The sequence below is a fragment of the Haloferax marisrubri genome, assembly GCF_001469875.2.
Lineage (GTDB): Archaea > Halobacteriota > Halobacteria > Halobacteriales > Haloferacaceae > Haloferax > Haloferax marisrubri.
Map to the genome: position 1 here is coordinate 237,635 of NZ_LOPW02000010.1, position 19,381 is coordinate 257,015.

Sequence of the window (19,381 nt, forward strand, 5' to 3'; positions counted from 1 at the left end):
GGCCCCGGCTTCGCTGCCCCAACTCGTTTCTTTCGTCACTCGTTCGCTCAGCGTCGGCTGCGGCTGGCGACTTCCTCAGGCGTCTTCGCCGCCGTCGGCGGTGACCCCGTCGGCGATGCGGTCCGCGTCGGCCTCGTCGGCCGCGCGGCTTCGCTCGACCAGTCGCGCGAGGATATCCGTCGAGACGCCGGACACGTCGCCTGCCTGAATCCCCCAGAGCGTCGCGTACAGCCCCCCGAGTTCGACGAGTTCGTCGTGGGTGCCCGACTCGACGACTTCGCCCTCGTCGAGGACGACGATGGCGTCGGCGCGGCGAACCGTCGAGAGCCGGTGGGCGATGACGAGCGTCGTCCGACCCGCCGAGAGCCGGTCGAGCGCGCGCTGGATGAGCAGTTCCGTCTCGGTGTCGACGGCGCTGGTCGCCTCGTCGAGGACGAGAATCCGCGGGTCTTGGAGCATCGCGCGGGCGATGGAGAGCCGCTGGCGCTGGCCGCCCGAGAGCTTCACGCCGCGCTCGCCGATGCGGGTGTCGTAGCCCTCGGGGAGTCGCGAGACGAACTCGTGTGCCTCGGCGGCCTCGGCGGCCGCGACCATCTCCGCCTCGGTCGCGTCGAACGCCCCGTACAGGAGGTTCTCCCTGACCGTCCCGTCGAAGAGGTACACGTCCTGACTCACGTAGCCGATGGCCTCGCGGAGGCTCCTGAGTTCGACGCCGCGCACGTCGCGGCCGTCCACGCGGACTGCCCCGTTCGTGGGTTCGTAGAGCCTGAGGAGGAGCTTCGCGACGGTGGATTTCCCCGCGCCCGTTGGGCCGACGAGCGCGACGGTTTCGCCCGGTTCGGCCGTGAACGAGACGTCGCGGAGCACCTCGCGGCCGGTCGCGTAGGCGAAGGAGACCCCGTCGAATTCGATTCGGCCGTCGATTGCGTCGAGGGACTCGGCGTCGGACGCGTCGCGGACGACGGCCTCGCGGTCGGCCAGCCCGAAGATGCGCTCGCCCGAGGCGCGGGCGTTCTCGTAGGAGTTGACGATGCGGCCCGCACCGGACAGCGGGTCGATGAACCGCTGGGTCATGAACAGGAACGTGACGAACTCGCCGACGAGCAGGTCGCCCGTGAAGGGCGCTGGCGGGCCGAAGATGAGCCAGACGCCGCCGATGGCGAACGTGGCGGCGAACGCGACGCCCGCGAGGAGTTCCATCGACGGCTGGTAGAGGTAGTCGAGTCTGACGACCGCGAGGGCGCGCCGGTAGTAGTCCATGGAGGCGTCGGCGACGCGGTCGGTCTCGTAGTCCTCGGTCGCGGAGGCTTTGATGACCTCCATCCCCGAGACGTTGTTCTCGATGCGGGTGTTGAGCGCGCCGACGCTCTCGCGGAGGGCGCGGTACAGCGGCCGAATCGTCCGCATGAACCAAATGGTGAAGACGGCCAGAAGCGGGACGGCCACGAGCGTGACGACCGCGAGTTGGGCGTTCAGGTAGAACAGCACGCCCGCGATGCCGACGACGGCGACGACCAACTGGAGGCCGCCCGAGAGCGTGCTGTCGAGGAACGTCCGGAGATTTCGAACGTCGCCGTCGAGAATCGACAGCACCTGCCCGGTCTGTTTGTCGTCGAAGAAGGCCATATCGAGGCGTTGGAGCGCGTCGTAGGTGTCCACGCGGACGGCGTGTTGGACGCGGTTCGAGTAGACGGCGAGGCCGAGTCCCTGCACCCACGAGAGCGCGACTCCGCCGACGAACGCCCCGATGACGAGCCAGAAACTCAACCAGAACTGCCCGGAGACGGTCGTCGGCAGCCACGACGACGGGACCAACGGGAGGGCGTACGCCGTGTTCCGGAAGAACACCGCGTCGATGGCGACCCCGAGGACGAGCGCCGGCACGACCGCGATGAGTCGCCCGAGGACGCTCGCCAGTAGCCCGACGACGAACCACGCGAGGTTCTCGCGCCCGTATTCGGCGAACAGGCGGACCATCGGGTCGCGCCCGGCTTGGTGGCTCACTTACCCGAGGTAAGCGTCCGGCGGATATGACGTGCGCGGTCAGGGAGATTCGTGTCGTCGCTACGGGTGGCCCGCGGTGTCGTCGTCGCCCCCTGCCGCCCGCGAGTGGACACCGATAAGGCCCCCACGCGCCGAGTCGGACGCATGCGCCAATTCATCGTCATCGGCCACGACGCGCCGACGACGCCCGACTTCTCGCTCGACGACATCGCGGGCGGGGCCGGCCGCCTCGACGTGCTCTGTCGCTGTGTGAACTCCGCGTTCTTCCTCTCGCACGACATCCGCGAGGACGTTCGGGTTCACCTCATCCTCGGTGACGAGTACACCGTCCGCTTCGAGGGGTCCGAACTCCGCCGACTCAACCCCGACGAACGCTCCACCGCCGCCCTGATTCGCAAGGCGCTGGAGAAGCGCGAGGAGGCAATCGGCCACATGCCCGCCGAGTCGTCGCCGGGGGTTTCTATCCGCCGGATGGGCTTCGAGACGACGCTGGAGGAGGCCGCCCGCGACGCGACCGTGGTCGAACTCCACGAAGACGGCGACCCCGTGGTTCAGGTCGAACCGCCCGAGAACCCGCTTTTCGTCCTCTCGGACCACCACGACTTCACCGACGAGGAGGCCGAGTTGCTGGCGGCCGCCGCCGACGAGCGGGTCCGCCTCGGTCCCGAGATTCTCCACGCTGACCACTCGATTACGGTCGCGCACAACTACCTCGACACCGCGGGCTATTCGCGGTACTGAGTCGAGGTCGGCGGTGTGTCACGCGGTCTGACGGTGACCCACAATCACAACTGTTAAACGCGACGGTGGCTTGCCTCAAAATGCGGGCCGGTGGGGTAGCTTGGTATCCTTCGGCCTTCGGGTGGCCGTAACCTCAGTTCGAATCTGAGCCGGCCCATATTCTCCCCACCTTTCACGACCCACGAGCGACAGCGAGTGGTCTGAACGGTGTGGGAGATTTCACCCGGTGAAGATTCGAATCAGGGAACGAAGTGAGTGACCGTGGTTCACGCGAGCACAGCGAGCGTGAAGAGGCGAGACGAGGTCTCGCTGGATTCGAATCTGAGCCGTACTCGCGAACGAAGTGAGCGGGTGCTTGTGACGAGCGCCAGCGAGTCACAGCGGCCCATTTCTACCCCTTTCAACGCCAACGAGCACCGCGTAGCGTGTGCGAGTCCCCCCGAAACGGTTGTCTGGGCGACCGAAGATTCGAACGCCCGAGCGACAGCGAGGGAAGTTCGAATCTGAGCCACCACGCCATACGTTCTCTCTTATTGGGTGACATAGACCTATCGATGAATTTACACCATCGTCCGTAATCCGCTCATCAATACGTCGAACGCGTCACTCCCCGCGCCGACAAACCGAAAACCTTCAATAGTTTAGGCCAACCTAAATCAATCGAGGGCGAGCGGTATCGACGGCTCGGCCGCCGTCCCGTCGCCGACGAACCCAAGGTGAGCGCGGAATCGGCCGGACGGCCGCAGGCAGTCGTGACCGCACGAGTCGGCGACCCGACGCTAGTCTTCGGCAGTCTGCTAGTCTGCTGTCGGGGACACGCGCGGCCGAACCGACGAGATGCTGTTCGCGCTCGTGACGGCCCCGCTGTCGTCCGAGAACCGAAGCAATTATCTATTTTAGGCGGACCTAAAAAACTATGGAGCACGACGAGACGCCACGGAAGGGACTGACGCGGCGCGACTACGTGAAGTACGGCGGCGCGGCCGTCGGCGGCGGCCTGCTCGCCGGCTGTACCGGGGGGAGCGGTTCGGAGTCTACGGACGCCGAGACCGAATCGACGACGCAGACCGCGACCGAGACGGCCACCGAAACGGAGACCGAGACGCCCGAGGACACGTCGTACTCGGTGACGATGTCGCCGGTCGGCACCGTCGAGTTCGACGAGCCGCCGCAGAGCATCTTCACGCGGCTGACCCACCACGCTGGGATGGCGTTCGCGCTCGGCCGCGGCGACGACGTGAACGCGGTCAACGGGCCGGAGTACTACGACGCGACGTGGAAGCAGTTCACGGCGCGACTCCCGGGCGTCGAGGTCGATTGGGCTGACCTGTATCCGTCGTGGGAGACGAGCAAGGAGAAGCTCTACGAACTCGACAGCGACGTGCACCTGGCCGACCCCGCGTGGGTCGTCCAGCTCGAACAGTGGGACATGGACGACATCGAGGAGGTCGCCGACAACATCTCGCCGTGGTTCGGGAACTCGCTGAGCGGCCGTCACGCGTCGCCGACAGACGAGTGGACCGGCGACTACGAGTACTACACGCTGTGGGAGCAGTTCGAGAAGGTCGCGCAGGTGCTCAAAGAAGAGGAGCGCTACGAGGCGCTCACGGCCGTCCGCAACGACGTGCTCGCCACCATCGAGGAGGGGCTCCCGCCGGAAGACGAGCGCCCGAGCGTGGTGCTTCTCACCGCGGCCGACATCGAGGAACAGATTTGGGCGTACACGGTCGGGAACCCCGGCTTCATGTCCTCGCACATCCGGCCGCTCGAACCCCACGACGCGTTCGAGGGGTCCATCGAGTCCGGGTCGAACGTCGACTTCGAGGCGCTGTTGGAGGCCGACCCCGACGTCATCCTCTTCCTGAGCGGGATGCAGCCGAACGTCAGCATGAACGACCTCCGGGCGACGCTCGAAGACGACCCCGTCGCCGCGGAGATTTCGGCGGTCCAGAACGGGCACGTCTACCCGCAGGGCGCGCGCTATCAGGGCCCGATTCTCAACCTGTTCCAACTGGAGATGAGCGCCAAGCAGTTCTACCCCGAGGAGTTCGGCGAGTGGCCGACCTCGGACGGCGGTCCGTACCCCGAAATCCCGGAGGAAGAACAGTTGTTCGACCGCCAGCACGTCGCCGACATCATCAACGGCGACTTCTGAGCGGCGGTCTCCGCCGCTTCGTCGGCCAGCGACCGGCCCCGAACCCGTCGTCACCGGACGGCACAAGAGATTTGTTCCGTCCTCGACTCCACCACATAGACAGATGACGGACCGACCCGCGTTCGACCGACGGGCGTTCCTCGCCGCGCTCGGGAGCGCCGGTCTCGGGTCGCTCGCCGGGTGTTCGGCCCTCGGCGGCGACTCAAGCGAGACCACGAGCACCGCCGCCCCGCCCACGAGCGTCGACGACGACGTCGCCCGCGACCTCGCCGCCCGGTTCGCGCCGACGCTCTACTTCGACGCCGACGAGACGTGGTTCCCGACGGACCCGCGGTCGTACGCGAGCGACCGGGACGGCGAGACAGTCGTCGACGGCTTCGACGCCTTCGACGGCTACCACGCGACACAGCGGGAGACCGGCGAGCGAGCCCCGGAGCCGACGGTGTTCTACAACGTGGTCGGCTACGAGGACTCGTCGCTGACGGCGGTGCAGTACTGGTTCTACTCGGTGTTCGACCAGTTCACGACGAACTTCCATTGGCACGACTGGGAGGTCCTGCACGTCTTCGTCGACACGGCGGACGACGAGCCGGTCCCCCAACTGTACGTCGCGAGTTCGCACTCGCGGTCGGTGCCGAACAACGAGTTCCTCGACCCGGACCCCGACCGCCCGCCGCGGGTGCTGTCGGAACTCGGGTCGCACTCCAGCGCGCTCTCGCTCAACGACCGCGCCGACCGGTTCCAGCGGCTCCCGACGGGCGGGACGTTCGCGGACATCACGAACCGGGCGTTCGACCGCATCGAGGACGCCGCGGAGATACCCATCGCCTACGGCCTCCCGAGAGACGAGGGCGCGCGGCTGCCCTACGTCGTCCCGGAACTCGACGGCGCGCCGGTGTACGAAGACGAGCGGCTCCCGTCGGTCACGCGCGACGCCCTCGTCAGCGAGGCGCTCACGGTGCGGTCGTTCGACGCGCTGTCGTCGCCGCCGACGGACCTCCCGCCGCGGTCGACGGGACTGGTGTTCGGCCCCGAGACGGCCGCTGACCGCGACGCGGACGCTGAAGCCGACGCCGACGTCGAGTACGCGCTCGTCCCCGCGGGCGAGGTCGAACACATCTCCGAGTTCACCGGACCGCAACTGAGCTTCGAGTTCGCGGTCCCGACGTTCGCCGAAGACGCGATTGCGAGCCACCTCACGACGACGAGCACGCCGTGGAGCCAGCCCCGCTACGCCGACCCCGCGGCCGACATCACCGACCCGACCCACCGGAGCGAACTCGCCGAGCGATACGATGTCGTCGACGAGCCCTCCGCCCTCAACACGCTTTTCGTCCGGGTGACAGAGGCCGTCACCGACGCGGACGCGCCGGACGGCGAGGGCGTGACGACCCGCGAGTCGGGCGTCGAGTCCGTGCTTCTCTTGGAGAGCGACCCCGAGGCCGCGCCGACGTTCGGCGGACTCGGCGTCCTGCAGGACGTGCCCGCGGGCGAGCACCGACTCACGGTCAACGGCGCGGGGTCGGCACCACACAGCGAGACGGTTCAGGTGGGTGACGCGGGGTCCGGTTCGGCGTCCGCGACGGAGACCGAATCGTCATCCGGCGGCGACGACGGCGGTACCCTCACCACGGCCGGGGTGGACGGCGAAATCCCGCTCGTCGCGCGGGAGTCGGCGACGAAAGTGGAAGTTGACGCCGACGGGACCGACCGCGACCTGACGGCGCTCGCGCTCGAAGACGATTTCGGCGGCCGACTGTACGACGCGCCGCTGTCCGGGCCGGACGCCGTCTACGTCCACCGCGGCGGCGCGTACACGGTCGAAGTCCGCGACAGCGACGACGAACTCGGCGCGTTCCGCGTGAACCCCGACCCGAACGCGACCGCCGCGGACGACGACGCCGATTCCGACTCCGACTCCGACTCCGACTCCGACACCGGGTCCGCGCCCGCGTCGATTCCGAGCGTCCGCATCGACGAACCCCGAACCGGGAAGGCGTCGCTCGCGACGTTCCTCGCGGATATCTCCGCGGAGACGGCCGCGGCGGTCACGGCGGTCGACGACGACAGCGACGATTCGGACGATTCGGACGATTCGGACGACTCGGCGGGCACGGGTACCCCGGACGACTCGACGGGAACGGCGACCAGCGGCGGGCAGGCGAACGCGGTCCGCGGGCTGGCGCAGGCGCTCGAATCGGTCGCGGAGGCCGCGCGCCGGGCCGCGGAGCGTGCAGAGGCCGGCGAGCGCGGCCGAGCGGACGAGAGCCTCGATACCGTCGCATCGCGGCTCGAACGCGTGGCTGAGCGGTTAGCCGAGGCGCGCGGGGAGCTACCGGGGTCGCTCTCGCGGGCGACCGACCGGCGACTCGAACAGGCGCGCCGTCGCTCCGAGCAGGCCCGTGCGGCCGACACGCTCTGAGTGGTACGTAGATAGTTCGCGTAGCCGACCGACTGCGAACGCGTCGCTCGCCGGTCGAATATACGCAAAATGTGAGTTATCGTTCTGCCGCGAAACGCGGCGTACTAAATTAGTTTAAAGGCGCGTGAGGTTCGTCGCGCGGGGGCCCTTGGGGGCCTGCTCGATGTCGAACTCAACATCCGTGCCTTCTTCGAGGTCCGGGCCGCCGATGTCTTCCATGTGGAAGAACACGTCGTCGTCAGCATCGTCCGTCGAAATGAAACCGTAGCCGCCAGTGTCGTTGAAGAAATCAACGTTTCCTTTCGCCATTGCTTTTGAACACACACGCCCTTTACGGATAAGACTTGTGAGGGTCATGCTGTCATGGGCTTATTTTATTGAATCTTTTTCTGTATCATCGAACTTTGTAGACGAATGTTCTGATACGTCGGTTCTGGTCGCGCTCGCCTAGTGGTTCGACGGTGATGTTACTGTAATCTGTGGTATCGGCAGTTCTGGTCGCCGGGCTCGGCAGGTCGCGGCCGACGAGGCTTTACGCGTGGCCGGACGGTCTCCGACACCGTGGATGCTAACGACGTTCGTCGGAAGTGGGCAGACCGGTCGGGAGAGTTCTCGCCGGAGTACTACGCGTACTACGGACCGAACGAGACGAGCGAGTCGATTCGACGGGTGTTCGAGGGCTCGCTCGACCCCTCCGCGTCGATTCTCGAACTCGGCTGTGGTCCCGGTCGGCACCTCTCGCACCTCCGCGAACACGGCTTCGAGAACCTCCACGGCGTCGACATCAACCCCGACTGCTTCGAGGTGATGGCCGACGCCTACCCAGACCTCGCCGACTGCGGGACGTTCCACGCCGCCGCCATCGAGGAGGTCGTCGAGGAGTTCTCCCCGGGCCAGTTCGACGCCGTCTACTCCATCGAGACGCTCCAGCACATCCACCCCGACGACGCGTGGGTGTTCGAGGCGGTCGCTCGAAGTGCGAGCGACTACGTCGTCACCGTCGAAAACGAGGGCGACCGGTCGGTCCCGCCCGAGGACCGCGGCGTCAACGACGAGGAGTACGACTTCCCGCTGTACTACCGCGATTGGGCGGCCGTGTTCGAGCCGTTCGGCTTCGAACAGGTCGCCTGCGAGCACGGCGACCGCGACACCCTCCGCGTGTTCCGTCGGACCGACTGAGGTCGCAAGCGCGACCGCCGCCCCCGTTCACCTCAGAAGCCGCCGTAGCGGAGGTACACCATGTCGGCGATGAGGACGAGTTGGAACAGCCCCTGCACGCCGCCGAGCATGGCGTTCTGTTTTCCGATGGCGGAGATGACGCCGGGGTCCGGGTCCTCGGAGGTCATCTCGAAGTACATCCGTATCTCGCCGGGCATCAGGAAGCCGAAGCCCTGCACCGAGAGAATCGTGACGACGACGAGCGCGACGACGATGGCCGGTGTGGTCATCTGAAAGTCGCCGATAGTGGTCGCGACCCACGCGAGCGACCCGACCGTGGCGACGGCGAAGACGACCTGCCAGCGCCGGTCGCGCCACGCGTTCAGTCGGCGACCGAGCAGGAGGCAAATCGGAATCAGGTTCGCGGCGGTGAACAGCGCGAGCCACGGTTCGGCGTGGGGAAACACCCCGAGTCGCTGGGCGAGCGTGATACCGCCCGCGATGGTGACGAGCGCCATCGACGGGAGGAAAAACGCGGTCTTCGGCGTGAGGCGCTCGAACACCGCGGCGCTCTGTTCGTCCGTCAGGCCGCCGATGACCGGCCCGAGAATCGCCCCCATGAACAGGTCGGTGCCCGTCCAGAGCAGGCCCGCCATGACGTGGACGAACGTGTGTTGCTGGAGCGACCCGGCCGTGACCGCGTACGCGAGTGCGACCACCGAGACGGCGACGATGCCGCCCGCAAAAGCCGGGTTCGCCCGTCGTGCCATGCCCCCGATTGTCCCACCAATCGTTGCCCTGTGTTGACTCATCACCTTTGAGACGTGTACTATCGATGATAAAACCGGCGACGGACGCACTTATCCCCTCCAGCGCCGTCCCTCCGACAATGACTGACGCCCTCTCGTTCGATATCACGAGCGTCGACGACGTCGCGGCCAACCGCGACGAGGTCGTCGCCGCGGTCGAGGCCCACGCGGGCACCATCGCGCGCGAACTCGCCATCCTCCAGGGCGGCGACTACGGCCAGGAGACGTTCAAGACGCGCCGCGGGACGTGGACGCTCAAGTACGAGGCGGGCGCGCTGCAGTACCTCCGGTTCAAGGGGAAGTCGGGCGGCGAGACGTACGTCGTCTCGACCAAACAGCCGCCGGAGCCGAAGGCGCTCGGAACGGCGATGCAAGACTACCCGGCGTTCGTGGAGGCGTACAACGACCACGTCGAGTCGCTCGACGGCGTCCTCGACGACGTGCCGGCGGAGTTCCCCGCGGTGACGACGACCGAGGAAATCGTCGCCCAGCGGGACCAACTCGTCTCGACCATCCGCGAGGTGGCCGACACCATGGCGGGCGAACTCAACCGCTTCGACGGCGAGTACGGAACGTTCACCCAGCGGGTCGGCGGCACGCGCTGGGAATTGAAGTGGGACGGCCCGCGGGCGTCGTACCTGCGCGTCGGTGGCGAGGGCGGCATCTACCTGCTGTCGCAGTACGAACCGCCCGCCGCGCCCGACGTGCGCGAACTCGCCGGCGACTTCGTCGAGTTCGTGGAGGCGTACAACGAGTACGTCGACGACCTCGAAGCCGACCTCGCCACCGTCTCGTTCGACGACGCTAGGTAACGGGTATCGCGACGCTTTTGGAAACACCGCCGTCACGTGATGCCATGACCGACGACGACCTCGCGTGGGAGACCACCGACACGCGCATCGACTACTCGTGTCCCGGCTTCGACATCCGCATGGACGACGTTCGGCTCCCCGACGGGACCGAGACGGACTTCCACTACGTCGACGAGCCGGCGGCGGTCGTCGTCGTTCCCTTCACGCCCGACGGCGACGTGGTCGTCATCGACGAGTGGCGACAGGCCGTCGGCCGGACGAACCGCGGACTCCCCGCCGGCGGCACCGAACCGGACGACGGCGACTACGCCGCGGCCGCCCGGCGCGAACTCGCGGAAGAGACCGGCCACGAGGCCGAGGCGGTCGAACCGCTCGTGACCGTCGAGCCGGCTAACGGCATCGCCAACTCGGTCCACCACTACTTCGTCGCGCGCGGGTGCGAGCCGAGCGCCGACCAGAACCTCGACTTCAACGAGAGCATCCGCCCGACGACGGTCGAGTACGACGACCTCAAGCGGGCCGTCCTCGCGGGCGAGGTGCGCGACGCCCGGACGGTCCTCGGCGTACTCTACTACGAACTCGCCGGCGAGTAGCGCGGTCGGTTCCGCGCGCACCCCCCGCGTTCGCCCCTCGAACCCCGTTCCGAGGCGAGAAGGATTTTGATGCCGGCGCTCTAAGAGGTCGCCTGTGGCTACTACGACGCGCCTCCCTGACCCCGTTCGGTCCTTCCTCGCGGCTATCGCCCTCGGCGGCGGCGGTCTCGCGGTGGGGACGATACTCGTCGTCATCACACAGCTCGCGGCGTTGAGCGCGGGCGTCGAACTGACGCCCCTCGCGCTCGTCGTCATGTCGCTCGTCCTCCTGCAGGGCATCGCCTTCGGTGGCGTCGCCCTCGTCTACACCCGATACCGCGGCCTCGACCGCTCGTACTTCGGCGTCTCCGTCCCGTCGCTCCGCGACATCGTCGCGGTCGTCCTCGGCTACGTGACGGCGCTCGTCGCGGCGTTCGTCGGCGCATTTCTCGTCTCGACGTTCGGCGTCCAAGCGGGGTCGAACCAAGTGACCGAAATCGCCGCGCAGGACCCCGAGGTGCTGTTGCTCCTCATCCCGGCGTCGTTCCTCCTCATCGGCCCCGGCGAGGAACTGCTGTTCCGCGGAGTCGTCCAGAACCGCATCCGCGAGTCGTTCGGCCCGGTTCCGGGTATCGCCCTCGCCAGCGCCATCTTCGCCGCGATTCACTACGTCGCGCTCACCGGCGGCGCGGGCGGCCGACTCGTCACCATCGGCATCCTGTTCTTCCCGAGCGTCGTCTTCGGCTCGGCGTACGAACTGACCGACAACATCGCCGTCCCGGCGCTCATCCACGGCGCGTACAACGCGACGCTGTTCTCGCTTGCGTACCTCCTGTTCAAGCTCACCGAAATGAGCCCCGGCGGGGTTCCGACCGGACTGCTGTTCTGAGCGGCCGGCGATACCAGCCTTTTTCCTTCGCTGTCCCCTCGAACGGACGTGTTCTTCTCCACACTCGTGTCGGTAGTCGAGGGACTCGTTCCGGCGGCCGTCACGGTGGATATGCTCGTCGTCTTCGCGCTCATCTTCCTCTCTCTCGTCTTGTTCGCCACCGAGTGGCTCCCCATCGACGTAACCGCCATCGTCGTGATGGTCCTCCTGATGGTGTTGGAGCCGTGGACGCAAATCACCCCGCAGGAGGGGCTTTCGGGGTTCGCCAGTCCGGCGACCATCACCGTGCTGGCGATGCTCATCCTGAGTACGGGCGTCAACCGAACCGGTATCGTCCAACTCATCGGGCGGAAGATGGCCGACTACGCCGGAACCAGCCGACCGAAGCAACTCGCCGCGACGATTGGTGTTACTGGACCGGTGTCGGGATTCATCAACAACACGCCGGTCGTGGCCATCCTCGTCCCGGTCGTCGCCGACCTCGCGCACAAGGGCAAGACCTCCCCGTCGAAGCTCCTGATGCCGCTTTCGTTCGCCTCGATGCTCGGCGGCACCCTGACAGTCATCGGTACGTCGACGAACATCCTCGCCAGCGACATCGTGGCCCAACTCGGGCGGGAGTCGCCCGGCCTCGGTCTCCACGCCTTCGGGATGTTCGAGTTCACTAAGCTCGGCGTCATCGTCTTCGCGGTCGGTGCGGTCTACCTCATGACGGTCGGCGTCCGCCTACTCCCCAAGCGGGTGCCCGCTGAGGACGACCTCGTCGAGGAGTACGCGCTTCAGGAGTACCTCGCCGACGTGGTCGTCCCCGCGGACTCGTCGCTCATCGGCCAGACCGTCCAAGAGGCCCTCGGCGACGACGACCTCGATATCGACGTGTTACAGCTCATCCGCTACGGTGAGCAGTTTCTCGAACCGCTGGCCCGCAAGGAGATTCACGAGAACGACACGCTCCGGCTCCGTACGAACCGGGAGACGCTCGAACGAATCATGCGCTCGGAGGGGCTGACGTTCGTCGGCGGCCCCCGCTCGGAGAGCGAACTCCACCCGGGCGAAGAAGAGCCGGTCATGGTCGAAGTCGTCATCCCCTCGGGCTCGTTTCTCGTCGGCGAGAGCCTCGCCAGTTCGACGTTCCGGCAGCGCTACGACGCGAACGTCCTCGCCTTTCGGACCCGCGGGAAGGTCGTCCGCGACCGGTTCGAGGACATCGACATCCGCGTCGGCGACACGCTCCTCGTGCAGGCCCCGCCCGACAGCCTCACGCGACTCGTCCAAAACGAGGACTTCATCGTCGCCCACGAGTTCGACGACGTCGACTACCGAACCGAAAAGACGCCGTTCGCCGTCGCCATCATCGCCGGGGTCGTCGCGCTCCCGGCGTTCAACGTCCTCCCAATCGTCGTCTCGGCGCTCGGCGGCGTGGTCGCGATGATTCTCACCGGCGTCCTCAAGCCGAACGAACTGTACAAATCGGTCGAGTGGAACGTCATCTTCCTGCTCGCGGGCGTCATCCCGCTCGGCGTCGCGCTCCAACAGACGGGTGCCGCGGCGCTCCTCGGCGACGCCGTCGCCTCGACCGCGACGTTCCTCCCCGCAATCGGCGTGCTGTGGGTGTTCTACCTCGCGACCGGGTTGCTCACGAGCGTCATCTCGAACAACGCGAGCGTCGTGCTCATGATTCCGGTCGCCGCCAGCGCCGCCCAATCAATCGGGGCCAACGCGTTCTCGTTCGTCCTCGCCGTGACCTTTGCGGCCTCGACGGCGTTCATGACCCCCGTCGGCTACCAGACGAACCTGTTCGTCTACGGTCCCGGCGGCTACACGTTCTCCGACTTCCTCCGCGTCGGCGCGCCCCTGCAGTTGCTCCTGTCGGTCGTCACCGTGGCCGGCATCGCGTTCTTCTGGGGCGTCGGCGCGTAGGCGCGTAGGCGCGTCACCTCCGACGCGCGAACTACTGACTCAGTCGTCGCCGTCGAACTCGTGGTCGTAAAACGCCGAGACCGTTCGCTCCCCCGAACCCCCCGGCGGCGCGCCCACGTAGACGCCGACTTTGTCGATGTCCGGGTGTATCGTCACGTCGGGGTCGTTCATGGTCGAAATCGCCAGATACCGGAGGGGCTCGTCGCCGTCGTTGACGACGCAGTGCGCTCCGGACTCGTCGGTCGAACAGGGAACGTAGTCGCCCTCACGGAGGTCGTGGACCTCGTCGCCGAGGCGGACCTGCCCGCGCCCGGAAAGCACGTACAGCGCCTCCTCGTTGGCGGCGTGGTAGTGATACGACCACGGCTGTGCGCCGGGCGGGAGTTCGTAGAGGCTACAGCCGAGAGCCTCGCTTCCGGCGGCCGCGCCCAGTCGCTTCTGTTTGAACGAACCTTCGACGCCGTCCCGGACCGTCCAGTCGAGATCGGACTCGCTGACAGGTTCCATATCGGACGTTCGGTGAGTCGCCGGAAAAGCGTTCGTCGGGGGCGCTCGCTCGCGCGCCGGCCGTCGGTCTCGTCGGTCAGTTCGGGCGGTCGTCGCCGCCGCCGTCCGCCCGCATCGCTCGGGTGGGTGTCGAAGCGGGTGGCGTCGCCGTTTCGCCGCCCGGTACGCCGCCCGTCGCGCGCCCGGAGTCGAACTGCGAGACGAGCGATTTGAGCTGTTGTGCGCGCTCCGAGAGCGACGAGGACGACGCCGCAATCTGCTGGGTCGCCGCCGTCTGCTCTTCGGCCGCGGCGGAGACGTTCTGCGCCTCGGAGGCCGTCTGGTCGCTGAGGTTCGTTATCTCGTCCATCATCGTGACGACCTCTTGGGTCGACTGCGCCTGCTCGTCGGTGGCGCTGCTGATGGACTGGATGGAGTCGTTGCTGTCTTCGATTTTGTGGACGATCTCTTCGAGCACCTCGACCGTCTCGCCGACGGTCTCGCGGCTGGCTTCGACCTCGTCTTGCGTCTCGAAGGTGTCTTCGGCGACGTTCTCGGTCGATTTCTCGATGTCGTGGATGAGCGAATCGACCTCTTGGGTCGCCTCGGCGGTCTCCTCCGCGAGCGTCTTCACCTCGCTGGCGACGACGGCGAAGCCCTCGCCCGCGTCGCCCGCGCCCGCCGCCTCGATGGAGGCGTTGAGCGCGAGGATGCTCGTCTTCTCCGCGATGTCGTCGATGAGGTCGACGACCTCGCTGATCTGCGTGACCGACTGCTGGAGTTCCTCGACCTCGGAGACGGTCTCGGTCGACCGCGACTCCAACTGCTCCATCTTCTCGATGGTCGAACTGGCGGCCGCTTGGCTCTCCTTGGCGCGCCCGACGGTCTGTTGGGACTGCCGCGCGATCTCCTCGGAGGAGGAGGCGATCTCCTCGATGGTCGCAGAGAGGTTGCTCAGTTCGGACTCCGCGGCGTTGAGGTTCCGGTGTTGCGTCTCGTTGCCCGCCGAAATCTCCTCGATGCTGTTCGCCACGTCCGTGCTCGTCGTCTTCACGGCGTCCGCGCTCGCGGTGACTTCGGAGCTCTCGTCGTCGACCTGCTCGGCGAACGTCTGTATCTGGACGATGACCGAGTCGATGGCCTCCAACATCTCGTTGAAGCCCCGCCCGATGCGGCGCATCGCGTCGTTGTTGCTCTCGGCGTCGACGCGGACGGTGAGGTCGCCGTCGGCGGCCGTCTGCATCGCGTCACCGTAGTTCTCGGCCTGCCGTTCGAGGTCCGTCGTGAGCGCGTCGAGTTCTCGCCGCCGTTCTTCGGCGTCGCTGACGAGCTCTTTCATGTCCGCGACGATGGCGAGCGTCGCGGTGCCACCGATGGCGAAGACGGCGACCGTGGCGGTCATCAGCGGCGAGGTCACGAGGTTGAATATCTCGGGGTAGATACCGAGCTTTTCCATCGTGAGGCTAATCATCCACAGAATCGCCAGCACGGAGGCGAACGCGTACGTCAGCCAGAACGACGCTTCCGCGTCGGTGTCGCGGTAGTTGAGCCACGCCAGCGCCGCGGCACCGATGAAGCCGAGGGTTCCGATAGCGTCGAACAGCGCGTCGATTATCACGAGCCCTCACCGCCTTTGATGACGTTTTTCCGGCGGACGTACGCGGCCGCGAAGAACGTGACTCCCGCGAGGCCGATGCCGACCGCGTGCTCGATGAAGTTGAACACCGAGCCGAGGAAGAACACCTCGACGTTCGTCGCGACCATCCCGACCACGAGCAGGACGTACCCCGCAGCGAACAGTTTGGTCTCGTCTCTGTACTGCGTAATAACCGGTATCAGCCCGACGAGGGCGACGGCGAGCGCGGTTACTTCGAGTGGTGATAAGTCGGCTAACATCTATCCTCTCGGTTGAGCCAATCTCTTTGTAAACTGTTCGCCCAAAAAATCACGTTTGATACCCATGGTGTATATTTTCTAGAATATTTCAACGCATGAGACTATTTCCGGTCGTGCGTCTGTTTTTGGGCGCGCGGCCGACCCGCGAACGCAACCCTTACCGCCGCGCTCGGGAAACGCCACTCCATGCGCGACCACTTCGAACTCCGCGACGGGGACCTCGCCGGCCGAATCGGTCGGCTCTCGGTCCCGCGTGCGGGGGTCACCGTCGAGACGCCGGCCCTCCTGCCGGTCGTCAACCCGAACATCGACACGATTTCGCCCGTGCGGTTGGAGTCCGAGTTCGGCGCGGACATCCTCATCACCAACTCCTACATCATCAAGACGAACGAGCACCTCCGCGAGGAGGCCCTCGACGTGGGCCTCCACGAGATGCTCGACTTCCACGGGGCCATCATGACCGACTCGGGGTCGTTCCAGCTCGCCGAGTACGGCGAAATCGACACGACGACCGAGGAGATTCTCCAGTTCCAGCGGGACATCGGTACCGACATCGCCACGCCGGTCGACATCCCGACGCCGCCGGACGTGGCCCGCGAGCAGGCCGAGACGGACCTCGAAATCACCAGGCAGGCCCTCGCCGACGCCGAGGCGGCCGACACGGGAGAGATGCTCGTCAACGCCCCCGTGCAGGGGTCGACCTACCCGGACCTCCGCGAGGAGGCCGGCCGCCACGCCGACGCGACCGACCTCGACGTGTTCCCCGTGGGCGCGGTCGTCCCGATGATGAACGCCTACCGCTACGACGACATGGTCGACGCCGTCGCGGCCGCCAAGCGCGGTCTCGGCGTCGACGCCCCGGTCCACCTGTTCGGCGCGGGCCACCCGATGATGCTCGCGCTCGCCGTCGCCCTCGGCTGCGACCTGTTTGACTCCGCCGCCTACGCTCTCTACGCCCGCGACGGCCGCTATCTCACGGTCCGCGGGACCGAACACCTCGAAGACCTCGAATACCTCCCGTGTACCTGTCCCATCTGCACGGAGTACTCGCCCGACGACCTGCGGGCCGCGGGGTCGAAAGAACAGGAGCAACTGCTCGCCGAGCACAACCTCCACGTCACGTTCGCGGAACTCCGCCGCATCAAGCAGGCCATCCGCGACGGCGACCTCATGGAACTCGTCGAGGAGCGCGCCCGCTCGCACCCGGCGATGCTCGACGGCTACCGCGCGCTCCTCGACCACGTCGACCAGCTCGAACGCGAGGACCCCGCCTCGAAGGGCGCGTTCTTCTACGCCTCCAACGAGAGCGCCCACCGCCCCGAGGTCGCGCGCCACCACGCCCGCATGGACCGCCTGACCGCCGAGGGCCACGTCCTCCTCACCGAGGGCGGCGTCCCCTCCGGCGACGACTTCGACGCGACGTGGCGGGTCGTCCCGCCGTTCGGTCCGTTCCCGCGGTCGCTCTCCGAGACGTACCCGCTCACCGCCGAGGTGCCCGAGCGACTCGACCGCGACGCCTACGAGCAGGCCGCCCGCGGCGTCTCGCGGCTGGTCGAAGAGAACCCCGACGCGGCGTTCACGCTGGCGCACGACGACTGGCCCGACTCGGCGCTCGCTCGCGTGCCCGAGTCGGTCGAGTTAGAGTCGCTTTCGACGGTCTCCGAGCGGTTGGCCGACGAGCGTGACGAAGCCGACGAAGACGACCTGAGCGACGGCGACGACGCGGGCGTCGAGGGCGACTCCGCCGGACTGTCAGACGAGTAGTGCCGGCCCGGCCGGTCGCGTCGGCGTCTGTCGGTCGATGCTCTTAGGTTCACCCGACGTATCAACGAACACGATGGAGGCTGTCCTCTGGTACGTGCTCACGGGAACCCGCGGCGGTGAAAACCGTGTGCGTATTCTCAAGACCGTAGAGGAACAGCCCCGAAACGCCAACCAACTGGCCGAGACGCTCGACCTCGACTACAAGACCGTCCGGCATCACCTCGACGTGCTCATGGACAACGACGTGGTCCAGCGGAGCGGCGACGACTACGGCGCGGTCTACCTCCCGTCGCCGCGGTGTCGCGCCAACTGGGAGACCGTCGAGACCATCGTCGAGCGGATGGACTGAGCATGCGAGCCACGGACGCGGTGATTATGGAAAGATTTGGGAAAGCGTATATCAGGATGACGGGGAAAGGAGAGAACGAATGAGTATCTGGGTGGACGTTGCGACGGTCTCCTCGGGCGTCAACGTCGTCGTGCTCCTCGCACTGTCGGCGGTGTGGGCCCGAAACTACCTGACCTTCAGGTCTAAACACGCCGTCGGCCTCCTCGTGTTCGGGGTGTTCCTCCTCGCCGAGAACGCGCTGGCGTTCTACATGTACATCCTCGACCCGACGCTCTCGGGGTGGTTCAGCACCGACGTGCCCGTCATCGCGTGGCGACTGATGATGCTGTTGCACGTCTTCGAGACGGTCGGTCTCGTGTTCCTCGCGTGGATTACGTTCGACTGAAAACGCTGTTTTCTCCCGCTCCAGTCCGGTTTTGACGCGCCTTCGCCCGCTCAGTCGCGGTGTTTCCGCTCGTGAGTCGGGTGTTCCGAGATGAAGACGCTCGTGTGGTCCGGCACGTCCTCGGTGACCCACGAGTTCGCGCCGATGCTCACGTGGTCGCCGACGGAGACCGCTCCGAGCACCTTGGTCCCCGCGCCGATGACGACGCTGTCGCCGATGTCCGGGTGGCGTTTGTACCCCTTCTTGAGCGAGTGTTCGTCGTCTTCGTCCTCCTCGAAGTGGAGCGCGCCGAGGGTCACGTCCTGATAGATGCGCGCCCACTCGCCGATGTTCGTCGTCTCGCCGATGACGACGCCGGTGCCGTGGTCGATGAAGAAGTAGTCGCCGATGGTCGCGCCGGGGTGGATGTCGATGCCCGACTCCATCTTCGCGTACTCGGCGAGTTCGCGGGCGTATTCGGGCGCACCGGCCTCGTAGAAGGCGTGAGCGACGCGGTGGACGATAATCGCCTGCACGCCGGGGTACGACCGGATGATTTCGATGTAGCTGCGGGCGGCGGGGTCGCCTTTGTACGCCGCTTCGACGTCCTTCTTCAGCGTCTCGCGGATATCGGGGAGTCGCCTGACGACCTCGTCCACGATGGGCTTGGGGTCCTCGTCCGTGTAGGGGTCGATGCCGGAGTGACAGAGCGCGCCGAAGTTGGCGACGCCGTCGCGGAGAAGCTCCTCGTCGCCGACCCACGGCCCCGCGTTCCAACAGCGCGGGAACAGCAGGCGCTTGATGAGGTCCACGTCCTCTCGCAGGTGGTTCCGCCGCGGGAACGAAAGCGACGTGTCCGTGGGGAAGGGGTCGTCGTCGGCGCGGTAGGACGCCGCGAGCCCGAGATGCGCGTCGCCCGAGTAGGTGTAGGACATCCGATAGCGATAGTTGGTGGACGAGCGGTATTTAACCCCGTCTCATCGGGCCCGATTCGCCGCCTTCGAACCGCGACTTCCGAGCGCGAATCGGCCCCACCAGTC

At 66.7% G+C, this 19,381-nt stretch carries 18 protein-coding genes and 1 tRNA gene; 12 read left to right on the plus strand and 7 right to left on the minus strand.

All coding sequences use genetic code 11. The annotated features are described in order from the left end of the window. Positions 1–75: 75 nt before the first annotated feature. Positions 76–1,977 carry an ABC transporter ATP-binding protein gene (locus AUR65_RS08400; RefSeq protein WP_058566623.1) on the minus strand — a complete coding sequence of 634 codons (1,902 nt, stop codon included), beginning with the start codon at positions 1,975–1,977 and terminating at the stop codon, positions 76–78. Positions 1,978–2,148: 171 nt separating this feature from the next. On the opposite strand from AUR65_RS08400, the gene trmY reads away from it, so the two are divergent. From trmY to AUR65_RS08420, 4 genes are all read left to right on the plus strand, one after another. Beyond that, the gene (gene trmY / locus AUR65_RS08405; RefSeq protein WP_058566415.1) at positions 2,149–2,745 is read left to right on the plus strand and encodes a tRNA (pseudouridine(54)-N(1))-methyltransferase TrmY; all 597 of its coding nucleotides are present in this window, start codon (positions 2,149–2,151) and stop codon (positions 2,743–2,745) included. Between the two features lie 84 nt (positions 2,746–2,829). Beyond that, positions 2,830–2,902 (plus strand) — tRNA-Pro (locus AUR65_RS08410). 759 nt (positions 2,903–3,661) lie between these two features. Next, on the plus strand, positions 3,662–4,900 hold the full coding sequence (locus AUR65_RS08415) for an ABC transporter substrate-binding protein (RefSeq protein ID WP_058566416.1): 1,239 nt from the start codon (positions 3,662–3,664) through the stop codon (positions 4,898–4,900). A gap of 103 nt (positions 4,901–5,003) precedes the next feature. Then, positions 5,004–7,322, plus strand: coding sequence for a hypothetical protein (locus AUR65_RS08420; protein WP_058566417.1), 2,319 nt, complete (start codon positions 5,004–5,006; stop codon positions 7,320–7,322). Positions 7,323–7,436: 114 nt separating this feature from the next. Here AUR65_RS08420 and AUR65_RS08425 read toward each other — a convergent pair whose 3' ends face one another. Beyond that, positions 7,437–7,631 carry a cold-shock protein gene (locus AUR65_RS08425; protein ID WP_004041873.1) on the minus strand — a complete coding sequence of 65 codons (195 nt, stop codon included), beginning with the start codon at positions 7,629–7,631 and terminating at the stop codon, positions 7,437–7,439. 252 nt (positions 7,632–7,883) lie between these two features. On the opposite strand from AUR65_RS08425, the gene AUR65_RS08430 reads away from it, so the two are divergent. After that, a complete protein-coding gene (locus AUR65_RS08430) occupies positions 7,884–8,501 on the plus strand; it encodes a class I SAM-dependent methyltransferase (RefSeq protein ID WP_058566418.1) in 618 nt (205 codons plus the stop codon). A 32-nt stretch (positions 8,502–8,533) separates the two neighbouring features. Here AUR65_RS08430 and AUR65_RS08435 read toward each other — a convergent pair whose 3' ends face one another. Further along, positions 8,534–9,250, minus strand: coding sequence for a hypothetical protein (locus AUR65_RS08435; protein ID WP_058566419.1), 717 nt, complete (start codon positions 9,248–9,250; stop codon positions 8,534–8,536). 119 nt (positions 9,251–9,369) lie between these two features. On the opposite strand from AUR65_RS08435, the gene AUR65_RS08440 reads away from it, so the two are divergent. The 4 genes from AUR65_RS08440 to AUR65_RS08455 all read left to right on the plus strand — a co-directional run bounded on the left by AUR65_RS08440 (position 9,370) and on the right by AUR65_RS08455 (position 13,482). Beyond that, positions 9,370–10,101, plus strand: a complete 732-nt coding sequence (locus AUR65_RS08440) for a hypothetical protein (RefSeq protein ID WP_058566420.1) — start codon at positions 9,370–9,372, stop codon at positions 10,099–10,101. A gap of 44 nt (positions 10,102–10,145) precedes the next feature. Then, positions 10,146–10,694 (plus strand): NUDIX domain-containing protein, encoded by a 549-nt coding sequence (locus AUR65_RS08445; protein ID WP_058566421.1) that lies wholly within the window; start codon positions 10,146–10,148, stop codon positions 10,692–10,694. Positions 10,695–10,788: 94 nt separating this feature from the next. Next, entirely contained in the window at positions 10,789–11,562 is a 774-nt protein-coding gene (locus AUR65_RS08450) for a CPBP family intramembrane glutamic endopeptidase (RefSeq protein WP_058566422.1), read from the plus strand. Between the two features lie 48 nt (positions 11,563–11,610). Further along, on the plus strand, positions 11,611–13,482 hold the full coding sequence (locus AUR65_RS08455; protein ID WP_146047391.1) for an SLC13 family permease: 1,872 nt from the start codon (positions 11,611–11,613) through the stop codon (positions 13,480–13,482). A gap of 39 nt (positions 13,483–13,521) precedes the next feature. Here AUR65_RS08455 and AUR65_RS08460 read toward each other — a convergent pair whose 3' ends face one another. The 3 genes from AUR65_RS08460 to AUR65_RS08470 all read right to left on the minus strand — a co-directional run bounded on the left by AUR65_RS08460 (position 13,522) and on the right by AUR65_RS08470 (position 15,864). After that, the gene (locus AUR65_RS08460) at positions 13,522–13,989 is read right to left on the minus strand and encodes a cupin domain-containing protein (protein ID WP_058566423.1); all 468 of its coding nucleotides are present in this window, start codon (positions 13,987–13,989) and stop codon (positions 13,522–13,524) included. Positions 13,990–14,065: 76 nt separating this feature from the next. After that, on the minus strand, positions 14,066–15,586 hold the full coding sequence (locus AUR65_RS08465; RefSeq protein ID WP_058566424.1) for a methyl-accepting chemotaxis protein: 1,521 nt from the start codon (positions 15,584–15,586) through the stop codon (positions 14,066–14,068). Beyond that, positions 15,583–15,864: a hypothetical protein gene (locus AUR65_RS08470; protein WP_058566425.1), complete on the minus strand. Its 282-nt coding sequence runs from the start codon at positions 15,862–15,864 to the stop codon at positions 15,583–15,585. Before AUR65_RS08470 ends, AUR65_RS08465 begins: the two co-directional genes overlap by 4 nt. A 186-nt stretch (positions 15,865–16,050) precedes the next feature. Here AUR65_RS08470 and tgtA point away from each other — a divergent pair, with 186 nt between their 5' ends. The 3 genes from tgtA to AUR65_RS08485 all read left to right on the plus strand — a co-directional run bounded on the left by tgtA (position 16,051) and on the right by AUR65_RS08485 (position 18,362). Further along, a complete protein-coding gene (gene tgtA / locus AUR65_RS08475) occupies positions 16,051–17,628 on the plus strand; it encodes a tRNA guanosine(15) transglycosylase TgtA (RefSeq protein ID WP_058566426.1) in 1,578 nt (525 codons plus the stop codon). A gap of 73 nt (positions 17,629–17,701) precedes the next feature. Then, on the plus strand, positions 17,702–17,977 hold the full coding sequence (locus AUR65_RS08480; RefSeq protein ID WP_004041883.1) for a winged helix-turn-helix domain-containing protein: 276 nt from the start codon (positions 17,702–17,704) through the stop codon (positions 17,975–17,977). Positions 17,978–18,056: 79 nt separating this feature from the next. Then, positions 18,057–18,362 carry a hypothetical protein gene (locus tag AUR65_RS08485; RefSeq protein ID WP_049916523.1) on the plus strand — a complete coding sequence of 102 codons (306 nt, stop codon included), beginning with the start codon at positions 18,057–18,059 and terminating at the stop codon, positions 18,360–18,362. A gap of 50 nt (positions 18,363–18,412) precedes the next feature. On the opposite strand, the gene epsC is transcribed toward AUR65_RS08485, so the two are convergent. After that, positions 18,413–19,276: a serine O-acetyltransferase EpsC gene (gene epsC / locus AUR65_RS08490; RefSeq protein WP_058566427.1), complete on the minus strand. Its 864-nt coding sequence runs from the start codon at positions 19,274–19,276 to the stop codon at positions 18,413–18,415. Positions 19,277–19,381 lie beyond the last annotated feature (105 nt).

Excerpts from the sequence above, each read along its gene's own strand:
- AUR65_RS08400 (WP_058566623.1), bottom strand. The coding sequence starts at position 1,977 with ATGGTCCGCCTGTTCGCCGAATACGGGCGCGAGAACCTCGCGTGGTTC.
- trmY (WP_058566415.1), top strand. The coding sequence starts at position 2,149 with ATGCGCCAATTCATCGTCATCGGCCACGACGCGCCGACGACGCCCGAC.
- AUR65_RS08415 (WP_058566416.1), top strand. The coding sequence starts at position 3,662 with ATGGAGCACGACGAGACGCCACGGAAGGGACTGACGCGGCGCGACTAC.
- AUR65_RS08420 (WP_058566417.1), top strand. The coding sequence starts at position 5,004 with ATGACGGACCGACCCGCGTTCGACCGACGGGCGTTCCTCGCCGCGCTC.
- AUR65_RS08425 (WP_004041873.1), bottom strand. The coding sequence starts at position 7,631 with ATGGCGAAAGGAAACGTTGATTTCTTCAACGACACTGGCGGCTACGGT.
- AUR65_RS08435 (WP_058566419.1), bottom strand. The coding sequence starts at position 9,250 with ATGGCACGACGGGCGAACCCGGCTTTTGCGGGCGGCATCGTCGCCGTC.
- AUR65_RS08440 (WP_058566420.1), top strand. The coding sequence starts at position 9,370 with ATGACTGACGCCCTCTCGTTCGATATCACGAGCGTCGACGACGTCGCG.
- AUR65_RS08445 (WP_058566421.1), top strand. The coding sequence starts at position 10,146 with ATGACCGACGACGACCTCGCGTGGGAGACCACCGACACGCGCATCGAC.
- AUR65_RS08460 (WP_058566423.1), bottom strand. The coding sequence starts at position 13,989 with ATGGAACCTGTCAGCGAGTCCGATCTCGACTGGACGGTCCGGGACGGC.
- AUR65_RS08470 (WP_058566425.1), bottom strand. The coding sequence starts at position 15,864 with ATGTTAGCCGACTTATCACCACTCGAAGTAACCGCGCTCGCCGTCGCC.
- tgtA (WP_058566426.1), top strand. The coding sequence starts at position 16,051 with ATGCGCGACCACTTCGAACTCCGCGACGGGGACCTCGCCGGCCGAATC.
- AUR65_RS08480 (WP_004041883.1), top strand. The coding sequence starts at position 17,702 with ATGGAGGCTGTCCTCTGGTACGTGCTCACGGGAACCCGCGGCGGTGAA.
- AUR65_RS08485 (WP_049916523.1), top strand. The coding sequence starts at position 18,057 with ATGAGTATCTGGGTGGACGTTGCGACGGTCTCCTCGGGCGTCAACGTC.
- epsC (WP_058566427.1), bottom strand. The coding sequence starts at position 19,276 with ATGTCCTACACCTACTCGGGCGACGCGCATCTCGGGCTCGCGGCGTCC.